The following is a 26,825-nucleotide window of genomic DNA, read 5'->3' as shown; positions in this document are numbered from 1 at the left end:
CTGTAAACTTCGCTGCCTTTTATTTTCACATCTAGGAGATTAATTTTAATCCAATTGCTGCGCCTAAGATAAGCGCAATACAAACAAGTCTTTTCCATTCTCTCGGTTCATTAAAAACGACCATTCCTACTATCGCTGCTCCAACGGTACCTATTCCTGTCCAGATAGCGTAAGCAGTACCCATAGCAATATCCGTCATTGCAAATGAAAGTAAAGAAAAACTGATCGCAAATGATAAAGCAAGGAAAATAATAGATTTCCATTGCTTATCAGCTACTTTCTTCAAATGGTATACACCGAGAACCTCAAAGCACCCTGCAACAACTAAGGCAATCCAGTACATTATTGAGATCCTCCTTTCTCAACCGGTGCACGGTCAGATAATAACTTCAACCCGACCACACCTGCTAGAAGCATAATAATTAATAGTACTTTCATCAATTTAAATGGCTCCCCGAAAACGACCATTTCTACTATTACTGTACCCGCCGTACCTAAACCAGCAAATACTGCATAAACAGTTCCTACTGGTAAATGCTTCGTAGCAAGAATTAATATTATAAAACTTAATGTAATTATAATTCCAGTAGCAATCCATTCCAGTGTGTTTTGAGCATATTTTAATCCTGAAACCCAACCAACCTCTAACACGCCTGCTAAAAATACAAGTAACCAATGCCTAGTCATCTATACCCCTTCTTTCTAGTTGTTTATCATTGTACGCCTTTAAAGTATATCGGCCAGATAGCACGAACTCTTCTGTAATAGCTGTCTTCTCCATTAAAAATAAGATCAATAACCGCACCATCAACAATCGTAATATAAGCAAGTGCTTCCTTTAGATACTTCTTTTGGTCATTTTCTTCACTCGAGTGTTTCCTCATATATTTTGCTAACAACCGTTCCATATCTGCAAAGAATGGATTGACTATTCGCATTAACTCATTATAAAGTTTCGCTGGAGGGAAGTAAGACACCCTCAGTAAGAATTTTGCATGCTCGTTATGCTTGTTTTCCTCGACAATCCAATCAAAAAAATAAACTAAATTCTCTTCTAATGAATGATCTTTCCTCGAAGCAAATAAGGTAATCATCTTCCGCTTTTCCTGCTGAAACACATAGTTTGCAACATGTAAAAATAAGTCATCTTTTCCTTTAAAATGAGCATATATCGACGGTTTCTTAATACCTACATCTGTGGCTATATCCTGTAAAGATGCTCCCTCATATCCCTTATCTGCGAAATGGACTAGCGCAACATCACGAATAAGTTCTGCACTCACCAATTATCACACCCCTTCAACTAACGACCGTTAGGTAGATTATTTCACAGGATAATATGAAAGTCAATAATGACATTTGGTTACTTCACTTTCAATTATTGCCCATCTTGCCTTACAGAAATTGATCAATTCCTCAAACCCCTATGAAGCCCCACCTTCTCATTATCTCCAAATTTCCTTTTTCATCTCGCTTCCAATTTATTGTCACTTGTTTTTATAAATTGACAATAATCACTACAAATATCAAACTGAGACAAATTCACAAAATAAAAAGACCAGAGGGACCGTTTTTTAAACGATCTCCTCTAGTCTTCGGATGTGATTATATGCTAAGTTGAACTACATTAGTTTAACTTGATTTCTTTCCAAGATACGCTTCCATAATACGCGCATCACTTAATAACTCTGTTGCATTACCACTTGCAACCATTTTTCCAGTTTCAAGCACATAACCTTTATCTGAGATTTTCAGAGCTTGTCTCGCATTTTGTTCTACTAACAATACAGTCGTTCCTGATTGATTAATCTCTTTAATGATTTTAAAAATATCGGCAACAACAAGTGGAGCCAATCCCATTGAAGGCTCATCTAATAGCAACAATTTCGGCCTACTCATAATCGCACGAGCAATTGCAAGCATCTGCTGTTGACCACCAGATAATGTTCCCCCAAGCTGCTTTTCTCGTTCCTTCAAAATAGGAAAGCGCTCGAGCATTTTATTTAAATCTGAGTCTATCTCCGTATCCTTCCTATGATAAGCACCCATTTCTAAATTCTCTAGCACTGTCATGCCTGCAAGAATCTGTCTCCCCTCAGGAACGAGGGCAATACCCTTTCTTAAGAGCTGATCAGGGCGTAACCCCGTTACATCTTCACCAAGGAAAGAGATCTTCCCTGCCGAAGGTTTTAATAATCCGGATACACTTTTCATTGTGGTTGATTTCCCAGCGCCATTTGCCCCTAAGATGGTGACAATCGTTCCTTCTTCCACTTCTAGCGATACATCTTTTAACACTTGAATTTTCCCATAACCGGCATGAATACCACTAACTTCAAGCATATTGATCTTCCTCCTCCTTACCGAGATAAGCTTCAATTACTTCTGGGTGGTTCTGTATCTCAATCGGAGTACCTTCTGCTATCTTCTTGCCAAAGTTTAATACAGCTATGCGATCACATAATTTCATCACAAGTGGCATATCATGTTCAATAATTAAAACCGTTATGCCCTTCTGTTGAATCTTCTTAATTAAATCAAACAGGTCGCTTGTTTCAGTCTCATTCATACCAGCTGCCGGTTCATCAAGCAGGAGTACTTTTGGCTCACTAGCAAGTGCACGTGCAATCTCGAGCCGCCTTTGTTGTCCATAGGCGAGATTTTCTGAAGTAACATCAGAAAAAGTAGATAATCCGACAAAGTCTAAAAGTTCTTCTGCTATACCTTTTATTTTTGCTTCTTCTTTCTTTTGTGAAGCTGTACGAAAGACGCTTTTTAACACACCTGAGCGAGTGCGGGAATGCTGCCCGACCATGACATTTTCAAGGGCCGACATTTCAGGGAATAAACGGATATTTTGAAACGTTCGGCATATCCCTTTTTCGGTAATGTTATGTGATTTCATCGTTGTAATATCTTCATCTTTAAAAGTAATTTGTCCTGAAGTTGGTGTAAACATAGACGTAATCAAATTGAACATCGTTGTTTTACCGGCACCATTAGGGCCTATTAAACCAAATATTTCTCCCTCATTTATTGAGAAGGTAACATCAGTCAAAGCACTTAATCCACCAAAATTTTTACATACTTTTGTGATTTCCAGTACCATGCTTCTGCCCCCTTTTTCTACCCTTTTTACTTAAAGCCTTCAATAATGGCACATCGATAAGTCCTTGTGGGCGGACAGCCATCATAATAATGATAATCAGTCCATAAATCATATAACGATACTCGCTAATAAACCTTAGCACCTCAGGCATTAATGTTAAGAAGAATGCTCCGAATATTGGACCCCAAATCACTTCACTACCACCGAACACAACAAAGATTAAAATTTCAACCGCACGATGATAGGCAAAATCGGCAGGGCTAATATAAGCAAGTATATGAGCATACATTGCCCCGGCAAAACCGGCAACAAGTGCACCTTGTGCAAAGGCTAAAACCTTATAATAAGTGATATTGATTCCCATTGATTCCGCAGCTTTTTCATCTAATTTGATAGCAGCAAAAGCTCTTCCCACTCTTGATTGGTGCTGTCTTCTGAAAAACCAAATCACAAAAATGGTAATTAATAACAGAAGGATAAAAATACTTAAAAATATAAATTGATTATTTTGTAATCCAATAGAGCTCGGTTGAAAACCAAATCCTTGTAATGTTTTCAGTATTTCTCTTCCTATATGAGGGATTCCTGATATACCTACTGAGCCATTCGTTACGCTTTCCCAATTGACAAAAATCACACGAATAACTTCTCCAAAACCTAAGGTTACAATGGCTAAATAAACACCCTGAAGCCTTAATGTTGGAATACCAATAAGTACTCCACATAAAGCGGCAACTAATGCACCGATGATAATACCGATGATAATACCGATGATAATAGGCAACTCAAAATGAATCGTTAATAGTGCTGATGTATAAGCGCCAATTCCCATGAAACCAGCATTCGCCAATGATAACTGTCCTGTTGATAGTGTTATATATACACTGATACCTAAAATAATATTAATTAAAATAAAGCAACCTACTTGTAAATAGTACGGATTAATTAATTCTGCTAGCATCCTGCGTTCACCTTCTTACGTTGAAATTTTCTGGCCAAACAACCCTTGAGGCCGAATGAGAAGAATAATAATAATAGCTAAGAATGCAATAGCATCTCGATAGCCTGAATCTCCGTATACAACGATGAAGGTTTCCGCTAATCCTAAAATGAGGCCACCGAACATGGCTCCTCTCACACTGCCCATTCCGCCAAGAATGATAATCGCTAAACCTTTTAAGCCCATTGATAGACCCATCTGCGGCGTTACTGAGTTAAAAGCCATTCCGACCAATATACCAGCTATTCCACCCATGGCTGAAGCAATGATTACTGTCATCAGGATGGTTTTTTTCGTATCCACACCTAATAGACTCGCCGTTTCTAAATTTTCTGCCGTGGCTCTTAATGCCTTTCCAGCTCTTGTTTTACCTAACCAAAATGTTAATACGAGCATTAACACGATAGAAATGACGAAAATAACGATTTGTACTAAATAAACGGTGATTGATCCTATTTGAAAACTGATTTCAGCAAAGCTTGTTCTAAATGGATGATTCCCTGCACCAAAAAGATGGTGTGATAAGTTCTCTAAAAGAATAGAAACACCTATTGTACTTATTAGTGGGGCTAGATGTGATACACCTTGTTTATGCCTTAACGGTCTTAAAGCAAACCTCTCTAATAAGTAACCCATAATAGCCGTAATGATGATTGCACCCAGAAAAGCAACCCATAAAGGCGCATTTAATGTAGATGTAATCATTACTCCAATAAATGCTCCAAACATAAAGATCTCGCCATGTGCCATATTGATAATACCTAAAACGCCAAATACTAAAGTAAATCCAAGGGCAACAATTGCATAAATGCTGCCCAATGTTAGTCCATTAATTAATTGTTCTATTAACACGGTGTCTCACCTTCTAACACATTTTTCTTCTTACTTAAATTCAACGAATTTTTCTCCTTCAATAACTAACACCGTAGGGTCCATTAATACATCGCCCTCTTCGTCAAAAGAGAAATTGCCGAGAATTCCTTCAAAATCCTTTGTTTTTGCTAATGCATCTCTTACAGCATCACGATCTGAACTTCCGGCATTTTTAAGTGCATCTGCTAGAATGTATAATGCGTCATAGGCTTGAGCAGCGAATTGATCTGGAACATGACCATGTTCCTCTTCAAATTTCGTCACAAATTCCTGTACCTTTTCATCTTCTTTTTCGCTATACCATGGTGTTGCTACTATCAACCCATTTGAAGACTCACCGGCAATATTGATAACTTCCGGAGAATTGAATCCGTTACCACCAACAAACGGAACATCAATCCCCATTTTCCGTGCTTGGTCCATAATGACTGCCCCTTCGTTATAAAGCGCTGAAGCAAGAATTAAATCGGGATTCAAATTTTTAATCTTCGTTAATTGGGCATTATAATCCGATTGACCTTTTTGGAACGTTTCTGTCGTTAAGACTTCAAGTCCCATTTCTTCAGCTGTTTTCTTCATCGTGTCATAACCAGACTTTGTAAACACATCATCATTCCCGTAAAGAATAGCCACTTTCTTCACATCATATTTGTCTATTGCTTGTTGCATTGATGCAGGAATAGCCAACGCTTCAGGAATAGAATTACGGAAAACATAATCGCCAATCTGAGGGATCCCCTCAGCAGTTGTAGACGTTCCGATAATCGGCACACCACTTAAGTCTGCTTCTGGTCCAACGACATTCATTTCTGTACTAAGTGTCGGACCAATAATTGCTGTTACATTATCTGAGTTAATTAATTTTTGAGCAGCAGTTAAGGCTTGGTCTTGCTTACCTGCTGAATCTTCAAAGATTAGATTGATTTTCACATCACCTTTTGCATTTATTTCTTCCTGAGCTAACTTTAAACCACCTTGTATAGCTTCACCGTATGCAGCACCTGATCCAGTTAAAAAGGAGACCACTCCAACGTCTGCTGAAACCTCTCCTCCTTCAGTACCACTTGATTCTTCATTACCGCCGCCTCCACATGCGGTTAAAAAAAGCACACTTGAAAGCGCTGTAAATCCTACTAATTTTTTCATTAAACCTCTCATTTTCCTTGCCCCCCCCCCGAGAAATTAATTCATTTTTCAAAACTATATTACTATTAAAATATAAATATATTGCATTGTAAATAAAATATTTTAAAAATTCAGTACACAAATCCATTAATATACTAAATATTATCTTCTTTTGTCTATATGGGACAAAAGAATGACCATATCATTGTGTTGAAAATATATTGATATAGCTCATATAAAAATATATGATTAATAAGGTGAGCATTTGGGTAGTTACTATAATTGACTTTCTAAAAAAATTTTGAGGGAGAAGCCCTATTTGTACGTCTTTTTTTTATTGTCTTTTCTATATAAATAAATTCCCTCTTTTTTTGGAATGTTAATTATTAAACTAGAAAAAATTGTATTGGAATGTGGAAGGAGAAAAAGAATGGAAACAGGAATTATAATATCTATAGCAATTTATATGCTAGGTATGCTTTATATAGGGTATTACTCCTATAAAAGAACATCTAATTTAAATGATTATATGCTAGGTGGACGAGATTTAGGACCATTAACAACTGCACTTAGTGCTGGAGCCTCAGATATGAGTGGCTGGCTTGTAATGGGTCTTCCTGGTGCTATGTTTGCCACAGGGTTAAGTTCGGGCTGGATTGCTGTAGGATTAACAGTTGGGGCCTTATTAAACTGGATTTATGTGGCACCACGATTACGTGTGTACACAGAAATTGCGAATGACTCTATTACTATTCCAGGATATTTAGAAAATCGTTTTGGCGAAAAAGCCAAAATATTGCGAATGGTTTCCGGTGTTGTTATTTTAGTATTCTTTACATTTTATGTATCATCCGGGATGGTTTCTGGTGGCGTCTTATTTGAAAGTATCTTCGGCCTTAATTACCATACTGGACTCTTAATTATTGCAGGGGTAACAATTGCTTATACTTTATTTGGAGGATTCCTTGCTGTTAGTTTAACTGATTTAGTTCAAGGTTTAATTATGGTTATCGCTTTAGTATTAGTACCAATTGTTGCCTTAACTGAGATTGGTGGCTTAGGTGTCGCTGTTGATACAGCAAAAGAAATTGACCCTGCTCTACTAGATGTCTTTCGCGGAACTTCATTTCTTGGGATCATCTCATTATTAGCATGGGGACTTGGATACTTTGGTCAACCTCATATCATTGTTCGTTTTATGGCTATTAAATCAGTAAAAGACGTGAAAAAGGCAACATGGATGGGTATGATTTGGATGGTATTTTGTATTATTGGTGCCATGTTTATTGGCTTCGTTGGGATTGGTTTCTTCAATAATACTCAATATTCAATCGATGATCCAGAAACAGTATTTATACTATTAGGCGAGATTTTATTCCATCCATTAATTACTGGGTTTATTATTGCAGCGATTTTGGCAGCAATCATGAGTACTGTCTCATCTCAATTATTAGTAACATCAAGCTCTCTTACTGAAGATATTTATAATTCCTTCTTACGTAAATCGGCCACTGATAAAGAGTTGGTATTTATCGGTAGATTGTCAGTTTTAATTATCTCGGTAATTGCTTTATATCTTTCTTGGGAAAAGAATTCTACGATCTTAGATCTTGTCGGTTATGCATGGGCTGGATTTGGTTCTGCATTTGGACCTTTAGTATTACTTAGTTTATATTGGAAGCGTATGACAAGTTGGGGTGCACTAGCTGGTATGATTTTCGGAACTGCGACAGTCATCATTTGGTCAGCAGCAGGTTTATCTGATACCCTTTACGAAATAATTCCAGGATTCCTAATCAGCTTATTAGCTATAATTGTGGTTAGCCTTTTAACGAGCAAACCACCTAAAAAAGTGGAAGAAGATTTCGATGAATATCAACGAGTGATTAAATCTTAATTTCTAGAGAGTGAAAAGACCTAGGCGAGTTGCCTAGGTCTTTTTTTTGCTCTTTTTATACTATTGGCTTTCATAGGTCTTTTTTAATATAATATGGGGTATGTGACTTGAATGTCCATCGTAAGGAGGATAAAAGCATGGATTTACAATTAGATAGAATAGAATCCTCTACCAATATAGAAGAAATAGCCGAAATGATTAGTATCCAACTTAAAAAACCTGTTGTTATTGAAGATGCACAGTTTTCTTTAATTGCCTATAGTTCTTATTTTACCGAGGATTATGATGAAGTGAATAAGCAAACCATCTTTAATAAACAATGGCCCATCTCAATCTTTGAAAGATTTACAGATGAAGGTATCGTTGATCAGTTAACTAAGCATAAGAAACCTTTTCGTATAAAAGCAATGAAAGATATTTCACTGAATAAACGGGTTGTTGTTTCCTCTATTTATCAAAATGACATTTACGGTTATATATGGATACAAGAAACAGCACCTAAGTTAAAAGAAAAAGAGTTAGCGTTCCTGGATGCCGCTTCTTCTCATATCGCATTCTTGCTTAATCGTGACAAGCTCGCTAAAGATGGTAAGGTTGAAGAAGATCATTATTTTTATGAAAAAGTCATCGAAGACTCATTCCAAACGAAACATCAATTAAAGGTAGAGGCAGCTTCAGCAAAGGTTACATTGCCTAAAGCTTTTATTGTTGCTGTATTTAAGGTGGAAGAAGGCGATGATAAAAACTTTGAAGAAATCATTAATACGGTAAGATTATCTGTCAATAATATGACTCAGTCTGCCTATATTTTCTTCTACCACTTAGAAATGATTGTTTTGCTTGCTAGTCATGATCAACAAGATGTTTCTTTAGAAGAGAATGCAGAACACCTCGTACAGTCAATACGTTTGCAATATGCAGATACATCGTTGGTCGTTGGGATTGGAAATAAGTATTCTTCTATCTATAAATTAAGGCAAAGCTATACAGAGGCTCTTGAGGTTTTACAAACCGCTATGTTTTTTAATAAGGAACAGTCTCTTCCAATCAATTATCGAAAACTAAAAACATTACGCTATTTAGCTATCATTGAACAACATAATAAACAAACCAATTATAGTAATGAAGATTTAGTTATTTTATTGACGAAGGATCAAAATAATCATACGAATTATATTGATACATTAGAAGCTTACCTTCTCAATAACTGTCGTCTCAAGCCTACAGCAGAAGAATTGTTCATTCATGAAAATACGCTAAAGTACCGATTAAAGAAAATACATCAATTAACTACGATTAATTTTGATGACTTTAATACACGATGCCAATTATTTATAGATCTACAATTACTGAGGCGCAAACAATCAATTATAGCCAACCATCAAAACTCAGGATTAAACAATAATAATCCTTTATGAATGGAAAAGAAGAAACCAATCATTGAATGATTGGTTTCTTTATTGTCATTTAAGATTTACTTATGATTACAGAAGCTAGCTTATTAAACTTTCAATAAGTAAGACCAGGCAAATTGTGCATATAGCTCTGCACCCGTTACTAAAGCATCTTCATCTATATTAAACCTACCATGGTGATGTGCCCATTCGGTATCCTTATCCTTATTTCCACTTCCTACAAGCGCAAAGCTGCCTGGTGCGTAATCCAGATAAAAACTGAAATCTTCTCCACCCATTGTTGGTTTTTCATCAAATAGGACATCAGGGCCAAAACAGTCGACTGCCACCTCTTGGACTAACGCAGCACTCTCCTCATGATTAATTACTGCTTGGGTCCCTCTCGTATACTCAACCACTGCCTTGCCACCGTATAGACCAGCAACATGATTTGCATAGTGAGATAATTGCTCCTCTATGTGATCTCTAACTGCAGGTTCAAAACAACGAACGGTTCCCTCAAGTTTAGCATTTTCAGCAATGACATTAAATCTAGTTCCAGACTCAAGCTTTCCTACTGTTACAACTGCTCCTTGCTGTGGATCAATTGTTCTTGAAACAATCGACTGCAAATTCAGCACAAAGGAAGAAGCCATCACTGTTGCATCTATACAATCATGTGGAATTGCACCATGTCCCCCTTGGCCTTGAAAAGCTACATGAAAAATATCAGCAGATGCAAACTGAGGTCCTGCGGTACAAGCAATTTTATTTGTCTCCATTTGGGACCAAATATGAATACCAAACACATGATCAACCTCTGTCATTGCTCCTTGCTCGACCATTGCTAGTGCACCTCTGGCTGCTTCTTCAGCTGGTTGAAAAATAAGACGAACACTTCCACTTAATTCTTCCTTCATACTATTTAAAACATCCGCTGCTACTAATAGCATGGCTGTATGTGCATCATGGCCACAAGCATGCATTTTCCCTTCTACTTGTGATGCGTAAGATAATTCTGTATTTAGCTCTTCTACAGGTAGGGCATCAATATCCGCTCTTAAAGCTACTTTTTTTCCAGGCTTACCGCCAGTAATTTCAGCAACTATACCAGTCGGTTTCATTCTCCGATATGGAACTTGTAAATCTTCCAAGTAGTTAGCAATAAACTCTGTTGTTTTTACTTCTTCCCATGATAATTCCGGCTCACTATGAAGCTTTCTTCTTAATTGAATCACTTCATTCGCTCTCGCAAGTATTGCCTCTTTAATATAGTTGTTCATGTTAGTTCACCTCCGTGAGATGTTTTGCTGCTTCAAATAAAACATATACTGCTTTTTCAATATCTTGATGGTCTGACCATTCTTCTGGGCAGTGGCTTAATCCATCTTTGCTTGGGATAAAGATCATAGCCGCCTTCGTTTGTTCAGCAAATACCATGGCATCATGTCCAGCCCCACTGAAAATAGATTGATAAGATATTTTATAGTTCTCGCAGCCCTTTTCTAATTGCTTCTTCATCTCATCATCTAATATTGTTGGTGACATATATAATTGTTCTGCAATAGAGATAGATATTTTCTCACTTTGTAACTGACGAATAAAAGTTTGTGTTTCCTCTAGTAGAGTTTTCAATTTAGCTTCTTCTGTTGACCGTAAATCAATCGTAAATGTAACCGACCCAGGTATAACATTTGCTCCATTCGGATAGACTGATAGTTTACCAACTGTAACGACAGTCCCCTCTCCGTAAGTTTCAGCAATCTTAGGTAGCTTAGCAATCATATGTGCTGCCATTACAAGCGCATCTGCACGACCATCCATTGGTGTTGTTCCTGCATGACCTGCCTTTCCCTTAATTGTTATCTCCAATTGTGATAAACCCACAATGCCTTCTACGATACCAATTGAGGTCTTCTCATTTTCTAAAATCGGTCCTTGTTCAATATGCAGTTCTAAGTACGCCTTCATCGTATCTCTGTCACGCTTCTTTACGAGGTCTGGGTTCAAACCAATACTCTTCATCGCTTCAACTGTGGAAACTCCTTGTGAATCCGCCAACTCTCTAAATGTCTGGTCTGTAAGCTTACCTGTTATACTTCTAGATCCCATTAACCCGCCACCAAACCTTGACCCTTCTTCTTCTACTAGTGCCACAACTTCCAATGGATACTTAGGTTTAATGCCATTCTCTTGGAATAGTTTTGCCACTTCCAATCCAGCTACCACCCCAGCAGGGCCATCATAATCACCACCATGTGGAACAGAATCAAAATGAGAGCCGATTAAAACGCTTGGTCCATTCACCTCTCCAGCCAATTTACCAAAAATGTTCCCTACACCATCTTCCGATACAGTTAATCCGTAGTCTCTCATGACATCCTTCAAATAGTTTCTTGCTTGTAAATCTTCATTTGAATAAGTAAGTCTCGTTGTACCTTTTCCGGGCGTACTTGTATACTTACCAAGTGTTTTTATATGTTGATCAATTCGAGTTAATACATTACTCAACATTCATCACTCCTTCATTTCGATTGCGAATTTATAAGAATTGGACAAATAGACCTGCTAAAATAACCGAGACGATCGTGACGGTTATAAACCCGCCCACTAACATTGGTGGCAACATATGACTAGTGAGGATATTTCTTTCCTCTTCATCATCTGTTAATGATTTAATTACTTCATTGGTAATAATGTAATCTGCTGGAAATCCGTATAATGCGGTTAAAGATACAGCAAAGGCCATCTCTTTACTTACCTTAAGAATTTTACCGACGATCATTGAGAAAATATACATACCGATTACACCAATGACGATTGTTGTAATTAAAGGATAAATTATTTCTAGCATCATACTTGGTGTTGCTTGCTTTAGTCCATCAAAGATAAATAACATCAATGCCATAATTGCGAAACCAAACCCATTTGCTTTTTGTAACGACTGCTTCTCTAAAAATCCAAAACTTGTAGCAATCACACCAAATAATAAACAGAGGACAAACGGACTAATTGAAACGACCGGGGTTAATACAGTTGACACAAGATAGGCAAAGAAAGCAACTATACCTAGACGGAAAAACTTAAAAAAGTCTGTATTGTACTTCTCAGGTAGCCATTTAAACAACTTTAATTCTACTTCTTCAGTTGTGGCTGCTGTCTCCTCGACAGAATCCTTTATTTTCAATTCCCCTTTACGTACTTGCTGAAGAAGCTTTTTCCCTTCCTTTTTCAAGACAAAGGATGTCAGTGGATAACCAGCAAAACCTTGCATAACGTAAATAACAATGGCAAATACGGATAATGATACAAGTCCCGCTTCGGCAGCTGCTTCTGACATCAATAATGCCGATACTACACCACCAACAAGTGGTGGAATAGCCACTACCATTGTTTGAAAATCGAAAAGTAGTACACCAACTGTAAATAAAATGACAATAATGCCTAAGATTCCAGAAAGAGCAATCACTACCGTTTTCCACTGCTGCTTTAATTCCCGTAAAGAAAGCAATGTACCCATATTAGTAATGAGCAAATACATTAATAATGTTGCTACAGACGATGGGATACCAGCCACTTCAACAATATCCGTAGGGAAGAACGTCCAATATCCAAGGAGAAATAGTGAAGCACATATAAACATGGATGGCACCCATGCCTTTGTTCTGGTAGCTACCACATCCCCAATAAATAAAATTCCAATTACAATTACAAAAGCCATTAGCTGAGACATACATGCCACTCCTTTAAATTCGATTTTGATATTTTACAATAGTATCACGCTCCTTTTTAAATTAAAAGAACATTTTGTCTTTTATTATTATTTTTAATAATCTTTTTATTTGAAAGCGCTTTTATTTCTATAAATTCACTTAAATAGCATATAATTGTTAACTAGTTCATCCCTTCTCTTCAACATAAGTTAAGGTAAACGATTACTGTCAAACTACTAGGCATGGTAAGATTTAAAATTGTTGTACAAAAAAAAGACATACCCTCTGAATTAAAAAGGTATGTCTTTGCATTACGATAATAAACTTTTCGCAGCAACTGCTAGCTCCAATCTTTCTAAGGATTTCATATACGCCAGTTTCACGTTATGATCTTTTACATTCATTTCTTTAAATAGCATTTTCACTATACCCTCATTCTGAAACCAATCTTCTACCTCCGGCTTCTTATGACTAGTATCTTTCCATACATGAACAAGCACAGGACTAAATAACTTTTTCGCACCGCTTTTTAAATGACCATCTGCAATTCTTGGCTTATAGGTTTTTGTCGGTATTCCCTCCTGAACGACGCAATAGACATTCCTCCAGTAATCACTTCTTGACCCTGTATGGGGATGTTGGTTCGCCCACTTCACATAGCTTCGTAGTTGAGAAGGGTTTTCGTATAGAAGTGTGTACAATTTATACCCTAATTCTATTCTCTGATTCAACTTTGTAAATAAATGAACAACTAACCCTTTTAACTGTGATATTCCATGCGTCTGATACGGAAAAAGAATATAGTTAAAAGCAAAAACATCTTGTAATTTGAACTCAAGTGTTGAAGTCACTTCTTCTTTAAAAATTGGGTTTTGTACCACTCTTTTTTCTATATAGTTTTGTTCATTAATAATAAGCGCATGTGTAAGGATATGTGATTGCTTTTGCTGCCAAAAAATGGACCATACGGCTTGCATAAATGAAGAAACTCCTAAATGAGAGAGCAAATGAAATAACGGCTTACTTTGTCTGACACTTTCCTCGTATAGCAATAACTGTGGATATGCATCTTGAAAAATCAACCAATTGGCTCGTTCCATAAATTGAAAGAACGCATTCTGTTCTGTCTCACTTAATATCTTTGATAATAAATCCCCCTTTAAATCTGTCATATTCCAACCCGCATTTCTGGAGACGAAATGGGCTAGCAAAGCCCAATGCACTTGGGGGTATTTCAAATAAAACGCGAGATAAGCATTTGTTCTTGTCACATTATTGAGATTACAAGCTGTTGTTTGTTGGTTTATCTTTTCTAGAATCTGTTGTTCGTCAAGATTAAGTTCATTTATTGTGTTCTGCTTGTTTTTCTTTAGTAAGGTCACTAATTCTTTTTTTAGCTTTCTCCTAGTAATAGAAGATTTTAAGCTTTTTCTTCGCCATTTATGAATTAAAAATATGGAAAACACCACCATTATGAATGATAATTTTGTCCAATGAATACTCATGTATTAATATTGCTTACATTGTTAGGAAAAGTAACGAAAAGGGTGAATATCATGAAGGTCTCAAATGGAATCAATCATTTAATTACTACTTTAAGAGCTGACCAAACAACTTCGGGTACTTGGGAATATCCTTTTGAATCTAGTATATCCACTGATACGTATATGATTATTTTATTAAGAAGTTTGGAAATTGATGATGAAGAGATGATAAAACAATTGGTTAAAAGGATACTAAGTAAACAAGAGGAAAACGGAGCATGGAAACATTATTACGATGAAAGAGGAGGCAGTCTTTCCTTAACTGTCGAGGCATATCATGCATTGTTGTATTCTGGTTATATCGATAAAAAAGATGATCGAATGAAAAAAGCAAAACGATTCATTTTACAACAAGGGGGCATAGAGGAAACCCATTTCCTAACCAAGCTGATTCTTACCATCACAGGACAGTATGAATGGCCAAAGTTCTTTCCCCTACCAATTGAACTAATGCTCATCCAACCTATCATGCCAATTAATTTCTATAGCATCTCCGTATACGGCAGAGCAAATATAGTTCCCATTATGATTATCGCAGAAAAGAGGTTTCGTTTTCGAACAGCCAGCAGTCCAGATTTATCAGATCTGTTCACTTCGAGAGAGGAAGCAAATTTTAGTTGGTCCCGTTCCTCTGAATGGCGAACCATACACAAAACAATCAAATCAAGTATTAAGAAAATTATAGGCCTACCACAAGAGTTACACCAACTGAGTATGAGCCGTGCAAAACAATATATGATGAATCACCTAGAACCTGACGGGACCTTATTTGGCTATATTAGCTCGACATTTTTAATGGTGTTTGCATTACTTTCATTAGGACATAAAAAAGATGATCCGTTAATTGAGAATGCGGTAAAAGGATTATACGGATTCAAGACAAAAGTAAAGGGTCATACACATATCCAATTCACTACTGCTTCTGTTTGGAATACAAGCTTGCTCAGTTATTCTTTACAAAAAGCTGGATTAACACCAAATGATCCAATGATAAAGAAAGCAACTAATTATTTACTTAGTAGACAACAATATAAATTTGGAGATTGGATCATTCATAATCCCAAGACAAAACCAGGAGCTTGGGGATTTTCTAACATTAACACTTTTCAGCCAGATACTGATGATACCTCAGCCACTCTTCGTGCAATTACAAACTCTGCAAAAATCGATGATAACATAAAAGAGGCTTGGAATTTAGGCGTGAATTGGCTCGTTTCCATGCAAAATGATGATGGCGGTTGGCCAGCTTTTGAAAAGAATACCAATAATAAGTTACTAGCTTTAGTACCAATCCAAGATAGTGAATTTATTCTCACCGATCCAAGCAGTGCCGATTTAACAGGAAGAGCCATGGAGTTTTTAGGCAATTACACACAAATGCCACACCAACATTCTCATTTCGACAAAAGTATTGAATGGCTTAAAACACACCAAGAAAAGAACGGTTCATGGTATGGCAGATGGGGCATTTGCTATATATACGGGACTTGGGCAGCTCTTACGGGATTATCAGCAATTGCATATGATAATAAAAGTCAAATGATCAAGAAGGCTACAAGCTGGCTACGATCCATTCAAAATGCTGATGGAGGTTATGGGGAATCCGCTTTAAGTGATAAACAAAAAAAATATATTCCATTAGGTGATAGTACGCTCACACATACTGCATGGGCCATAGATGCATTAATTTCGGTAAGTCAGAAGCCAGATGAGACAATTAAAAGAGGCATAAAATACCTCCTCACATCTTTGGACAATGACGATTGGAGCGAAGACTACCCAGCAGGGCAAGGCCTCGCTGGTGCGATTTATTTTCATTATCACAGTTACCGTTACATTTTCCCTCTTTTAGCCTTATCACATTATCGTGAGAAATATGGAGAGGAATGAGGAAATCAAAACAAAAAAAGCCTTAGCAATTCTAATGAATATTGTTAAGGCTTATCTACACAATAATTCCTATCCAATCAACTTCCCTGCTACATACGAACTAATTCTTTCATACTTTTTAACGATGGTGGTCGTAAATCATCAGGAATTGCTGCTTCATATTTCTTTCCAGCAGTCTCTTTAACAAACTCTTCTCTTGCCACATCGATTAAATTTGTATCCGTCAATAAATCAAATAAAGTTAATGCCATTGATTTTGCTGCTAAATGCATCCCCTTCAGTCCAATGGAGGACCCATAAGAAGCTGTAGCTTGCCAAGAATGGGGTTGAACACCAACTGGTGCACAAGTTGTCATGATTTGACCTACAGGTGTAATCCAACTTACATCACCAACATCTGTTGATCCCCCTATACATTGCCCTTTCAAATGTTTGAAATGATTTTTATCCGTTGGTAATAGATCTTCTAGTTCAATACCGAACTGCTTCTTGGACATTTCAACAACTTCGTTATCGACTGTTGCTACCAACTTTTCTGCAAAATTTAATTCATCTTGATTAAATGAAAAGGCTGTTTTCGTAAACTTTGTTGTTTTTGCTTATGATTATTTTTGATTAACAGGAACAATTGTTCTATAATAGAAATAAGTGAATATTGAGGTGTAGAATATGAGACCAAATCTAACAAAAGATATTAGTGTAGATAGTTTTAAAGATTTCTATTGGTTAAAGGAAGAATTACAATCTTTTTGCAGAGAAAATGGAATAAGTGCTTCTGGTTCAAAAATAGAGATTTCCGATAGAATTGAAACATTTCTTCGAACAGGAGAGATAAAAAAGCCAATTAGAAAATCAAAGGTGAATAGTAAGTCAGAACCACAGGTCGATTTAAGTCTTGATACAGTCATTTCGAAAAACCATCGTTGTAGTCAAAATGTAAGAGCCTTTTTCAAGACAGTTATCCCTAATTTTCATTTTTCTACCTATATCCAAAACTATTTTAAAACTAACATTGGAAAAACGTATCGAGATGTTGTAGATGCTTGGTATAAAGAAGAAGAACGAAAGAAAAACCCATTGTACAAGAAAAAAATCGCTCCTCAATTTGAATACAATCAATTTATTCGTGATTTTTTTGCCGACTCTAATAATCAAGGAAAAAGTCGTGAGGAAGCGATTGAAGCGTGGAACAACATCAAAAAACTCCCTGGAAGCAATAAATATACGTCTAATAATTAGTTAAGCACATCTCAACATTTCTATTGTGGTGTGACTTGATTTTCGACAGGCAGAAACAAGCATTTGTTTGACTCGTTCATCAAATGCTATTTGTTTGCCTATTTCAAGCCAACGAAACCAGTTGAGGTAATTATCTAAGTATTTGGTTGCCACCCCTTGAAAACGTTCCATCCAACCTTTCAAACGATTATGAGAGTTATTGACGTGTTGAATATGGTATATGCCTTTTTTCACCCGTTGTTTTTGGCTTTCATTAACTGTTTCGTGTTGTAATCCTTTTAGTTTGGCGAATTTCTTGTAGTTAGTTGCTGTATCTGTACATAACAAAGCAGACGGGTGAATATACTCACCTATCACAGTATCAATTTCTTCTGCCTTTACACGACCTGTTCCTGCTTTCCGAGCAATCATATTACCATTTCGGTCTTGTGCCACGACAACTGCTATTTTAAGATTAGAAATCCCTCTTTTCTTGTCCTTTTCTCCACGTTTCTTGGCTTTTCTATGGGTAATTTCACGACCCTTCATAGACTCTCGAAAGAAGGTCTCGTCACTTTCAACGATACCTTGCAGTTGATTAAAACCAAGACTTCCTAATGCGTTCAGGATTTTATGTCTCCAATAGAATGCAGTTGATATATGAATTTTTAAGCGTTCAGCGATTTTCGGTAGGGTGTAACCTTCGACCATTAGTTCAATGTATTTTATCCACTTTTCAGGGTAGCGAGAGCCTGAAAATGGTGTATTCGTCATATCGTTGAAGGACTTTCCGCAATCATTACACAGATAGCGTTGTCTTGAACGATATTTACCGTTTCTTTTTACAGATGTACTTCCACAATGAACGCACCCTAAACCAGAAGCAAATCGGGCTTCACGAATGCTTTTGAGTAGTTTATTAATCTTATCTGGTTCGTCTGGAAATAAATCCTGTTTCATAGCATTAAATAAAGCCATTTGCTCTGATTTGGTTAGTTCGCTGAACTCTTCATATACATCTTTCCACATACTTGAACGCCTCCTTAAACCCCATTTATCAACCCTTTATAAGTATGGTCAAGAAAGCAACAATCTATACGAAAACAGCCAATGAAAAAGACACACCTTCCATATTTTTTAACATTACCTTATTAAGTGTGTCATTAGGCAAGACATTGTACGCATATGCCTTCACTTGATGCTCAACTTTTGTTTCAGTCATTAGTGCTGCACCTTGTGCAATTTTCTCTAATCGGTTGAACATACTATCTACTTGTTCTTTCGTAGTTGCACGCAAATAATACCATACACTTGCTTGATCAGGTACGATATTAGGTGCAAGGCCGCCATTAGTAATGACATAATGTATCCTTGAGCCATCTAATACATGCTCTCTCATATAATTTGCTCCAACATTCATTAATTCCACGGCATCTAATGCACTTCTCCCTGCATGCGGAGCTCCAGCAGCATGAGCAGTTATTCCCTTAAATTGATATTCTACCGAAACCATTGCTTGCATTGACATATTGACAACAAAATTCGCTACACCTGGATGCCAAGTTAATGCACAGTCTAAATCATTAAATACTCCTTGTCTTGCCATAAATGTTTTCCCAGAAAGAACTTCTTCTGCAGGACATCCATAATAACGAATCGTTCCATTTATTTCACTCGTTTTCATTGCTTCGCTCATCGCGATAACAGCTTCCACACCAGCGGTTCCTAACAAATTATGTCCACATCCATGTCCAGGTCCACCACTAATAATCTCTTCCCTGTTTGTAGATACCGCTTGTGAAAGTCCTGGTAAGGCATCAAATTCTCCTAATATTCCAATAACAGGCTTCCCGCTTCCATATTCGGCAACGAATGCTGTTTGTGCTCCTCCTACGTTTTCTTGAATGTCAAACCCTGCTTCTTGTAAGACTTGTTTTTGTAAATTCGATGCGTATTCTTCCTCATAAGCAACTTGTGGATGATTCCATATATCTTTTGCCATATCTGAAAAAAATTCTTCTTTATTTTTTATCCAATCTATAAGTTCTTCTTTGATCATTATAAATTCCTCCTTTATAATTACTTTCTTTTCTCTAATGATATACAAATGATGATAGTTAAGATGATACAGATAATTCCTTTAAAAAAAGTGGGAATAGGTATTAGATTTACAAATAATCCTACTGATAATGCAATACCTCCGTATAACGGCTTCTTAAGGGCAAACTGCGCAAATATACCTCCAAAAATAGCAGGAACAATATATATAAATGCTCCTTGAATCGATTCCGGAATAATTGATACGAGATAAGATCCAGAAACAATAATGAAAATTAATATGGCCATATTCATTAATGATGTTGCTCCTATTGCAAGAGCCGCAACAATTTCACCTTTTTTCGTTCCAGGTTCAGCACCAACAGCATTTTGAGCTGCCGCAGCAGAAGGCAAGCACATATTAGCAATATTTCCTGTTAAAAAGGCTTGATAGGTACCAGATATCCCTAAAGTTGGATAATATGATATTGGCTCCATAAACCAGGCATACCCGATGGCGGCAGCATAAGCTATCAACCCAGTAATAATTGGTTGCCAACCGGGATGTATACCTAATACAAAGGATAGATATAGAGGAAGTGAGATAGTCAATACAATGACCAACCCAATAGTTAGGCGTCCCCAGAAATGTGATTTTTGATGAAAAGTATACATTTCATATGAATGAATCACCTCATTTTTTTTAGCTGCTATATTACTTTCGGAAACCGCCATACTTTTCCCTCCTTAAAGGACAAAATAACTAACTGTTAAACCAACAATAATCGATACACCTAATGACCATTCATGTAAAAATTTGAGTTGATGACTTTTATTTGCAATAAAACTCACGATTAGCATCGCAGTAGCCGCTGCTAAAGCAACAATAGCTGTTTCCACCCCTTTGAATATTTCACCTGCAACAAAGTTACCAAAAACCGCAAGCATAGCCGCACTTGACACAATCATCATAATGGGGAGTTTGCCATCTGCTTGTTGTTTATTTGATACTTTTCTTTCAATCTTTGCTAATGATTTAGTAAATAAGAAGACAAAGAGTAGCCAACCACATCCACCAATACATAAAACCCATGCGACAGTTGCAAACGCTTCTGCAGTAAAACTTTCAGATCCAAGTTCTGTTCCATAAGCGGTTGCAGCCAAATTGGCGCCCATCGATTCAGTAGCAGCAGAACCTATAATGCCTATTCTCATTAATGTTAAAGGGTCACCTAGTAAAGTAATTAAAGATACAGCTACAACCACAATCCCAAATGAAGGACCTATTGCGTTAATCATCCCAACTTTTAAAGCGCTGTTAACATCTTGCTTACTTAGACCTACACTTTCACTTGTTTTCTTTGCCATTTGAATAAATTTAATTCCTTGGAAAATGACTACACCAATGACTGTAAGTGAGATAATCCACACAACTGGATGGCTTGCTATTTTTATTGCCTCCTCCATCATCATCCTCCTAAAATTTATAATTTTCTGTTTTTTTATGATAGTTATATTGAAAAACAATTTATACAAGCTGTCAATTATGATGTAAGGAAATCTAACAATTAAAACTCCGCAAAGATAAGGATTTTTACTTACTTTAATAATTCTTTTTGAACAATAAAACGCTTTCATCGTTTTATTAGAATAAAAAAATCGAGGAAAACTCCCCGATTTAGGTATTACGATTTATTTTTAAAAAACAACGGTTTTATTACCATATACAATCACGCGATCTTCAAGATGCCACTTTACTGCTCTCGCTAGAACACTGCGTTCGATTGAGGCTCCTTTTCTCTTCAAGTCCTCTACTCCATCCCTATGATCAACTCGACTTATATCTTGCTCGATAATCGGCCCCTCATCTAAATCATTGGTTACATAATGTGAAGTTGCACCGATAATCTTCACTCCGCGAGCATAGGCACGATCATATGGTTTCGCACCAACAAATGCCGGTAGAAACGAATGATGAATATTAATGATTTTATTAGCTTGAGCAGAAACAAATCGAGACGTCAAAATTTGCATATAACGAGCGAGAATGACAACATCTATATTATACTCTTCAAGTAATTGTAGCTGCTTTGTTTCCACTTCTTCACGATTTTCTTTCGAAGCAGGGATATGGTAAAAAGGAATTCCTAATGACTCAACAATTTCTTTTGCCTCTAGATGGTTACTGATAACTAATGGAATTTCCATCATCATGTCGCCATTCTGCCATTCTAATAGTATCTCTCTTAAACAATGGAGCTGCTTTGAAACAAAGATTGCCGTTCTTTTTAATTCACTATTTTGTTGTAACTTCCATTCCATATCAAAATCTTGAGCAACATTTATAAATGACTCTTTCATTTGTCCAAATTTTTGTGGAAGTTCAGGACACTCAAATTCAATGCGCATAAAAAAGTTGCCACCTTCATGATCAGTGGAATATTGACTGGATTCGATAATATTAGCTTGGTGTTGAAATAAAAACTTCGAAATGTGGGCGACAATCCCTGGTTGATCAGGGCATTTGATGAGCAAGCGACCCCTGTTTTTATTTTTCTCTTTATAAACTTTTGCTTGATTATTAAATAATGTATTCATGTTGCACTCCTTCAAACTATTTATTGCATTTTAACCTTTTCTTTCATAAAGACGCAAACCTTTTGCAAAAAAAAACACACTCATTGTACATTGCTTGAATTTAGACCCCATTCTCTTATACTATAATAGGAGCATGCAACCTGTGTTTTTATGTTACAAAAATATGACTTTAGTGGCATTTTTGACATAAATAATCGTATTTCGACAAAAAGGAAGGTATAATTATAAAATCACAGGATAATAGTTTCATATAAGGAGGAATTATAAGATGGAATGGGTATTAGCCATTTTACTTGGTGCAGCTGTTGTGTTGCTCATTTTATCATTTGTTAAGGGTAAACAATCGAAATCAGAACAAGAACAACATATTGACCAGGTTTCTTTTTCCTTAATGGATGAAATTCACCAACTACAGCAAAAAGTAAAATTCATGGAAATAGATGCTGAGATAACAGCGGTAGAAGCAGGTACATCTGAAGTACAATCGGATCATAGATTACTTCTACGTGAAATGATTGACCTACATAGAAGAGGATACTCCAACGAAAGCATCGCTCAAAAACTAAAGATGTCATTACAAGAAGTGAATAACCTACTAGCTCCATACGAAAAACGTAGTACGGAAAGGAGTAAAGTAGCTCAATGAGTGAGAAAACGATGCGCAGCTTTGCTGGTGGTTTAATTGTCGCAGCAGTCATTCTCGGGATTACTTATTTCCTTAGTCCGGCCGAAAGCAAACAAACAGAAGCTGCCGAGCCAAAAGCAACAGAAGAAGTCGATCAACCCGCAGAAGCAACCAAAGAAGAACTTAGTACTGAAGAGATGGAAAAAGCCTTACAATCTCAAGGATTTATTATTCATAGTGAAGAAGAATGGGACAATATTAATAAAGATATGAAAGATATCGCTTCTGTTAAAGAAGAAAATGAAAAGCTAAAAAAGCAACTTAACGATGCAAAAGAAAATGAAAATGAAAAAGCTGTTTACCGTACGATGCTCACAGTTACCTCTGGTATGACTAGTATCGACGTCGGTAATGCACTTGAGTCTGCAAAAATCATTAAAAATGGTAAAGACTTCTTTGATGCCGTAGAGAAAAAGGGTCTAGAAAATGATCTACGTCCAGGGACTTTTGAAGTAAATAGTGACATGTCAATGAACGAACTTGTAAATAAGGTATTTAAGAAATAACCATCATGGGAAAAGCATCTGATGTCATCAGGTGCTTTTTTATTGCCTTCCTAACTCTTCCTTCATAAACAAATAGTGAGTAGCAACTGTTTCCTCATACCAATCAGAGCGATTTCAGATAGTTAACTGCTCGTATTCAATTTGTCGGTCATCATGTGTAAAAATCGGAAAGATTGCTGCGCAAATTTGATTTGCTCAGTCATCAATCATGCATTCTACAATGTTAGCTGCACAAACTCGATTTACACTTACATAAAGCATAAATTCTTCAATTGAGCAAAAGTCGACTTTCCCCTACTTATAAAGATATTTCGATAAAAAATAGAGCAAAAGCTACATAACTCTCTAACGTTGCTTAAGTTTCTAAGAAGAAAATGAATAATCGTGATATATTAATGTCAAAATACTCCTATATCATTCTATATCGACCAAAAATGAGTGAAGTTTAAATTGATAAAAGAAGATTGGGGAATGTTCATTATGAGTATTTATGTATATCAATCATTTCAACTAAAACAAGAAAACTTTCAAGAAGGCATACAAAATCTCGCTAATATCAAAAGCTTTCGCAACGAAAACTACAGTCACGAGGTTGAAATTCTCTGCCCTATTTCCGGTAATGACCATACCTATTGCCTCATTGCCATATATGAAGGACTCGCCGAGATGGAATTGCAAAATAAAAAAATGTTTGAAGACGAGAAGTATAAGAAAATGATTAGTGATTTCTTCATCGAGCATACTGTTCAGAATAGTATAGAGACCCAATTGTTACGAAGCCTCCAATTACCACCTAAAACAAAGAAATAATAGATAAACATTTCGTTGCCCTATACAAATATCAGAAAATTCATTATAATTAACGCGTCTTGGATTACTTGAAAAGAGGCGTTAATTATGACAGATAGAAGCGATCAAGGTAGGAATATACTTATTTTTATAGGGATTATCACAATTGCATTCAATTTACGCCCTGCGATTACTTCAGTTGGCCCCATTATTGGTGACATACAACATGAATTGCAGTTTAATACGAGTACAGTGAGTTTACTAACCACGCTCCCTTTATTAGCCTTTTCATCTATCTCCCCCTTTGCTCCTTTTTTTGCAAAAAAATGGGGAATTGAGAGGGTGATTTTCTGCGGTCTAACACTGATAGGTCTAGGTGTCTTCATGCGCTCTACTAATTTTATTTTCATACTATTTCTTGGTACCTTCATGATCGGGTTAGGGATAGGTATTTGTAACGTGTTACTCCCAAGTCTTGTTAAAGCACAATTCCCATTAAAAATAGGGCTAATTACTGGCATATATACGTTAGCAATGGGGGTATTTGCTGGCTTTGCACCAGGTATTAGTGGAACACTTTCTAGCAATGGGATTGCATGGAAAACCAGTCTACTAATTTGGGTAATCCCTATTTTACTTGCTTGTCTTCTATGGATACCATTTATTAAAAAGACACCTAAAAAAAACCCTGTTCCTCTCCTTTCATTCTCTACATTGTTTAGGTCGGGAATAGCATGGCAAATCACCGGTTTTATGGGGTTGCAATCGTTTATCTATTTTGGTTTTTCCACATGGTTACCAGAGATATTGATAGTAAAAGGTTTCACGTTAGAAATGGGTGGTTGGATGCTAACTATCATGCAAATCTCGGGTTTACCAGCGAGTTTTTTTATTCCTATTTTAGGAGAAAGATTATCACATCAAAAATGGATTGGGTTAGGGATTGGTACAACCCTTATTACAGGTTTATGCGGGTTATTTCTCACTTCAAATATGGTGATCACATTTCTAAGTATTATCCTCATTGGTCTTTCTTTAGGAGCTGCGATAAGTCATTCATTAGCATTAATGAGTCTACGATCTATGAACAGTGAACAGGCTGCCTCTCTTTCTGGCATGGCCCAATCTTTTGGTTATTTATTGGCAGCATGTGGTCCTTTCTTACTTGGACTTCTTTATGACCTTTTTCACCAATGGCATACAGCATTTTTTGCCCTTATTACTATTGCCGTTCTTTTTACTTTATGTGGGATCGGGGCTGGAAGAAATGTTTTTGTGCAGGAAACCACAAACCTCAAGCAAATCTCTTAAATCATTTAGCTGGGTTCATAATTACAACCCAGCTTTTTTTACTTACTACTCTTTGATTACAGGAATCCAAATTTCTGAGTAAAAATTGCTACGGTTGGAACCATCTTCAGGATATACCTCTAACTCAGCTGTTCCCGTATGTCTATAACCGCTCGTTGGAAACCATTCTGAGAATATTTGTTTCCACGTGTGTTGGATTGCTTTAGGCATCTCTCCATGCACTTGAAATACGGCCCAAGTTGAGGCTGGTATCGTTATTGTTTCAAAACTAGTAGAATGCCCATTATGATTGACAGCAATCCAATAGTCAATTTCCCTATGATTTATATGATCCACGCAAACCCCAAGCACACCTTTTATTGAGCCATTATTTAATGAAAGTAAGCGATCACAAGTCCCATCTTGATTCACTTGATTCCATAACTTTGGAATTTCTGTTAGGTTTGCATCGTTTTCAAGGGAATAATTCTTTCTTATGCCTACTACTTGAAAGCTATCTTTTGAAATTATTGTATGATTCATTGGTTCCGCTCCTTCTAATGTTACATGTATTTTTAAGGGCTGATATAATTTCAACTTTCCACGGTATTTCTTTACTTCTGATGGTGAGATATGATGTTGCTTCTTGAATGCCTTAGTAAATGCTTCTGGGGTTTCATAGCCATATTTTAGGGCAATATCAATAATTTTCTCATCATTATTACCAAGCTCAATAGCTGCACCCGTTAATCTTCGTCGTCTTATATATTCCCCCAGCGTCATATCCGTTAAAATGGCAAACGTTCGTTGAAAGTGAAAAGGAGACGTATTCGCTTGTTTTGCTACCTCCTCACTGTTTAATTTTTTCAACAGGTTTGCTTCAATATAATCCAACGCTTTTTGTATATCTGTTACCCAACTCATAGTCTCTTCTCCTTCGGTTCGATTGTATACCGAATCATTTATTTACTCCTGTCATTTATTGCTCTGTTTGGATAGGTTAACTACGGTCGCATAAAAGAACAAACACTTCCTATCACTGCAGTATTCCTTACCATTTTTCACATGATAAGTGTACATAATATTTATATTAATTCGAAACACTAGAAAAGGTAAAAGAATTACAGTAGGGATCTTCCATTTAATCATCCGGAGTT

General features: G+C 36.6%; 27 protein-coding genes. 8 read left to right on the top strand and 19 right to left on the bottom strand.

Annotation, left to right across the window (positions count from 1 at the left end):
- Positions 1-31 precede the first annotated feature (31 nt).
- From MKX67_RS07030 to MKX67_RS06995, 8 genes are all read right to left on the bottom strand, one after another.
- Positions 32-343: a multidrug efflux SMR transporter gene (locus MKX67_RS07030; RefSeq protein WP_095370017.1), complete on the bottom strand. Its 312-nt coding sequence runs from the start codon at positions 341-343 to the stop codon at positions 32-34.
- Positions 343-687, bottom strand: coding sequence for a multidrug efflux SMR transporter (locus MKX67_RS07025; RefSeq protein ID WP_095370018.1), 345 nt, complete (start codon positions 685-687; stop codon positions 343-345). The genes MKX67_RS07030 and MKX67_RS07025 overlap by 1 nt, the downstream gene beginning before the upstream one ends.
- A gap of 26 nt (positions 688-713) precedes the next feature.
- Positions 714-1,283, bottom strand: coding sequence for a TetR/AcrR family transcriptional regulator (locus MKX67_RS07020; protein ID WP_157733756.1), 570 nt, complete (start codon positions 1,281-1,283; stop codon positions 714-716).
- Between the two features lie 349 nt (positions 1,284-1,632).
- Positions 1,633-2,343, bottom strand: a complete 711-nt coding sequence (locus MKX67_RS07015) for an ABC transporter ATP-binding protein (RefSeq protein ID WP_095370020.1) — start codon at positions 2,341-2,343, stop codon at positions 1,633-1,635.
- Complete coding sequence (locus MKX67_RS07010) at positions 2,336-3,109, bottom strand: ABC transporter ATP-binding protein (protein ID WP_095370021.1); 774 nt, start codon at positions 3,107-3,109, stop codon at positions 2,336-2,338. Before MKX67_RS07010 ends, MKX67_RS07015 begins: the two co-directional genes overlap by 8 nt.
- The gene (locus MKX67_RS07005) at positions 3,081-4,070 is read right to left on the bottom strand and encodes a branched-chain amino acid ABC transporter permease (RefSeq protein ID WP_342489073.1); all 990 of its coding nucleotides are present in this window, start codon (positions 4,068-4,070) and stop codon (positions 3,081-3,083) included. The genes MKX67_RS07010 and MKX67_RS07005 overlap by 29 nt, the downstream gene beginning before the upstream one ends.
- A 15-nt stretch (positions 4,071-4,085) precedes the next feature.
- Complete coding sequence (locus MKX67_RS07000; RefSeq protein WP_095370023.1) at positions 4,086-4,961, bottom strand: branched-chain amino acid ABC transporter permease; 876 nt, start codon at positions 4,959-4,961, stop codon at positions 4,086-4,088.
- A gap of 30 nt (positions 4,962-4,991) precedes the next feature.
- Positions 4,992-6,140 (bottom strand): ABC transporter substrate-binding protein, encoded by a 1,149-nt coding sequence (locus MKX67_RS06995; RefSeq protein WP_095370024.1) that lies wholly within the window; start codon positions 6,138-6,140, stop codon positions 4,992-4,994.
- Positions 6,141-6,537: 397 nt separating this feature from the next.
- On the opposite strand from MKX67_RS06995, the gene putP reads away from it, so the two are divergent.
- Both putP and MKX67_RS06985 read left to right on the top strand, forming a co-directional pair.
- A complete protein-coding gene (gene putP, locus MKX67_RS06990; protein ID WP_095370025.1) occupies positions 6,538-8,004 on the top strand; it encodes a sodium/proline symporter PutP in 1,467 nt (488 codons plus the stop codon).
- Between the two features lie 137 nt (positions 8,005-8,141).
- Positions 8,142-9,422, top strand: a complete 1,281-nt coding sequence (locus MKX67_RS06985; protein WP_342489072.1) for a helix-turn-helix domain-containing protein — start codon at positions 8,142-8,144, stop codon at positions 9,420-9,422.
- A gap of 83 nt (positions 9,423-9,505) precedes the next feature.
- Here MKX67_RS06985 and MKX67_RS06980 read toward each other — a convergent pair whose 3' ends face one another.
- The 4 genes from MKX67_RS06980 to MKX67_RS06965 form a co-directional block, all read right to left on the bottom strand.
- The gene (locus MKX67_RS06980) at positions 9,506-10,681 is read right to left on the bottom strand and encodes an amidohydrolase (RefSeq protein ID WP_095370027.1); all 1,176 of its coding nucleotides are present in this window, start codon (positions 10,679-10,681) and stop codon (positions 9,506-9,508) included.
- Position 10,682: 1 nt separating this feature from the next.
- Positions 10,683-11,912 (bottom strand): Zn-dependent hydrolase, encoded by a 1,230-nt coding sequence (locus MKX67_RS06975; protein ID WP_322910063.1) that lies wholly within the window; start codon positions 11,910-11,912, stop codon positions 10,683-10,685.
- Positions 11,913-11,940: 28 nt separating this feature from the next.
- Positions 11,941-13,131: a hypothetical protein gene (locus MKX67_RS06970; protein WP_342489071.1), complete on the bottom strand. Its 1,191-nt coding sequence runs from the start codon at positions 13,129-13,131 to the stop codon at positions 11,941-11,943.
- A 291-nt stretch (positions 13,132-13,422) separates the two neighbouring features.
- Entirely contained in the window at positions 13,423-14,493 is a 1,071-nt protein-coding gene (locus MKX67_RS06965; RefSeq protein ID WP_233435344.1) for a DUF2515 family protein, read from the bottom strand.
- Positions 14,494-14,667: 174 nt separating this feature from the next.
- Here MKX67_RS06965 and shc point away from each other — a divergent pair, with 174 nt between their 5' ends.
- Positions 14,668-16,545, top strand: coding sequence for a squalene--hopene cyclase (gene shc / locus MKX67_RS06960; protein WP_342489070.1), 1,878 nt, complete (start codon positions 14,668-14,670; stop codon positions 16,543-16,545).
- A gap of 89 nt (positions 16,546-16,634) precedes the next feature.
- On the opposite strand, the gene MKX67_RS06955 is transcribed toward shc, so the two are convergent.
- Positions 16,635-17,042, bottom strand: coding sequence for a hypothetical protein (locus tag MKX67_RS06955; RefSeq protein WP_342489069.1), 408 nt, complete (start codon positions 17,040-17,042; stop codon positions 16,635-16,637).
- 172 nt (positions 17,043-17,214) lie between these two features.
- On the opposite strand from MKX67_RS06955, the gene MKX67_RS06950 reads away from it, so the two are divergent.
- Complete coding sequence (locus MKX67_RS06950) at positions 17,215-17,784, top strand: DUF6434 domain-containing protein (protein WP_224939361.1); 570 nt, start codon at positions 17,215-17,217, stop codon at positions 17,782-17,784.
- On the opposite strand, the gene MKX67_RS06945 is transcribed toward MKX67_RS06950, so the two are convergent.
- The 5 genes from MKX67_RS06945 to purU all read right to left on the bottom strand — a co-directional run bounded on the left by MKX67_RS06945 (position 17,785) and on the right by purU (position 22,398).
- A complete protein-coding gene (locus MKX67_RS06945; RefSeq protein ID WP_322909862.1) occupies positions 17,785-18,792 on the bottom strand; it encodes an IS1595 family transposase in 1,008 nt (335 codons plus the stop codon).
- A 64-nt stretch (positions 18,793-18,856) separates the two neighbouring features.
- Entirely contained in the window at positions 18,857-19,822 is a 966-nt protein-coding gene (locus MKX67_RS06940; protein WP_342489068.1) for an amidohydrolase, read from the bottom strand.
- A gap of 20 nt (positions 19,823-19,842) precedes the next feature.
- Positions 19,843-20,535 (bottom strand): small-conductance mechanosensitive channel, encoded by a 693-nt coding sequence (locus MKX67_RS06935; protein WP_307318012.1) that lies wholly within the window; start codon positions 20,533-20,535, stop codon positions 19,843-19,845.
- A 12-nt stretch (positions 20,536-20,547) separates the two neighbouring features.
- Positions 20,548-21,267 (bottom strand): DUF5058 family protein, encoded by a 720-nt coding sequence (locus MKX67_RS06930; RefSeq protein WP_307318013.1) that lies wholly within the window; start codon positions 21,265-21,267, stop codon positions 20,548-20,550.
- Between the two features lie 231 nt (positions 21,268-21,498).
- Complete coding sequence (gene purU, locus MKX67_RS06925; RefSeq protein WP_307318016.1) at positions 21,499-22,398, bottom strand: formyltetrahydrofolate deformylase; 900 nt, start codon at positions 22,396-22,398, stop codon at positions 21,499-21,501.
- A gap of 268 nt (positions 22,399-22,666) precedes the next feature.
- Here purU and MKX67_RS06920 point away from each other — a divergent pair, with 268 nt between their 5' ends.
- The 4 genes from MKX67_RS06920 (at position 22,667) to MKX67_RS06905 (ending at position 25,689) form a co-directional block, all read left to right on the top strand.
- Complete coding sequence (locus MKX67_RS06920; protein WP_095370035.1) at positions 22,667-23,044, top strand: hypothetical protein; 378 nt, start codon at positions 22,667-22,669, stop codon at positions 23,042-23,044.
- Positions 23,041-23,589 carry a hypothetical protein gene (locus tag MKX67_RS06915; RefSeq protein ID WP_342489067.1) on the top strand — a complete coding sequence of 183 codons (549 nt, stop codon included), beginning with the start codon at positions 23,041-23,043 and terminating at the stop codon, positions 23,587-23,589. Before MKX67_RS06920 ends, MKX67_RS06915 begins: the two co-directional genes overlap by 4 nt.
- Positions 23,590-24,069: 480 nt before the next feature.
- Positions 24,070-24,399, top strand: a complete 330-nt coding sequence (locus MKX67_RS06910) for a hypothetical protein (RefSeq protein WP_095370037.1) — start codon at positions 24,070-24,072, stop codon at positions 24,397-24,399.
- Between the two features lie 87 nt (positions 24,400-24,486).
- Entirely contained in the window at positions 24,487-25,689 is a 1,203-nt protein-coding gene (locus MKX67_RS06905) for an MFS transporter (RefSeq protein WP_341050344.1), read from the top strand.
- 45 nt (positions 25,690-25,734) lie between these two features.
- On the opposite strand, the gene MKX67_RS06900 is transcribed toward MKX67_RS06905, so the two are convergent.
- Positions 25,735-26,592, bottom strand: coding sequence for an AraC family transcriptional regulator (locus tag MKX67_RS06900; protein ID WP_342489066.1), 858 nt, complete (start codon positions 26,590-26,592; stop codon positions 25,735-25,737).
- Between the last annotated feature and the right edge of the window lie 233 nt (positions 26,593-26,825).

Origin of the sequence: Cytobacillus sp. FSL W7-1323 (genome assembly GCF_038595015.1) — a bacterium.
GTDB lineage: Bacteria > Bacillota > Bacilli > Bacillales > Cytobacillaceae > Cytobacillus > Cytobacillus kochii.
This window is presented reverse-complemented; position numbering and strand designations above follow the sequence as displayed.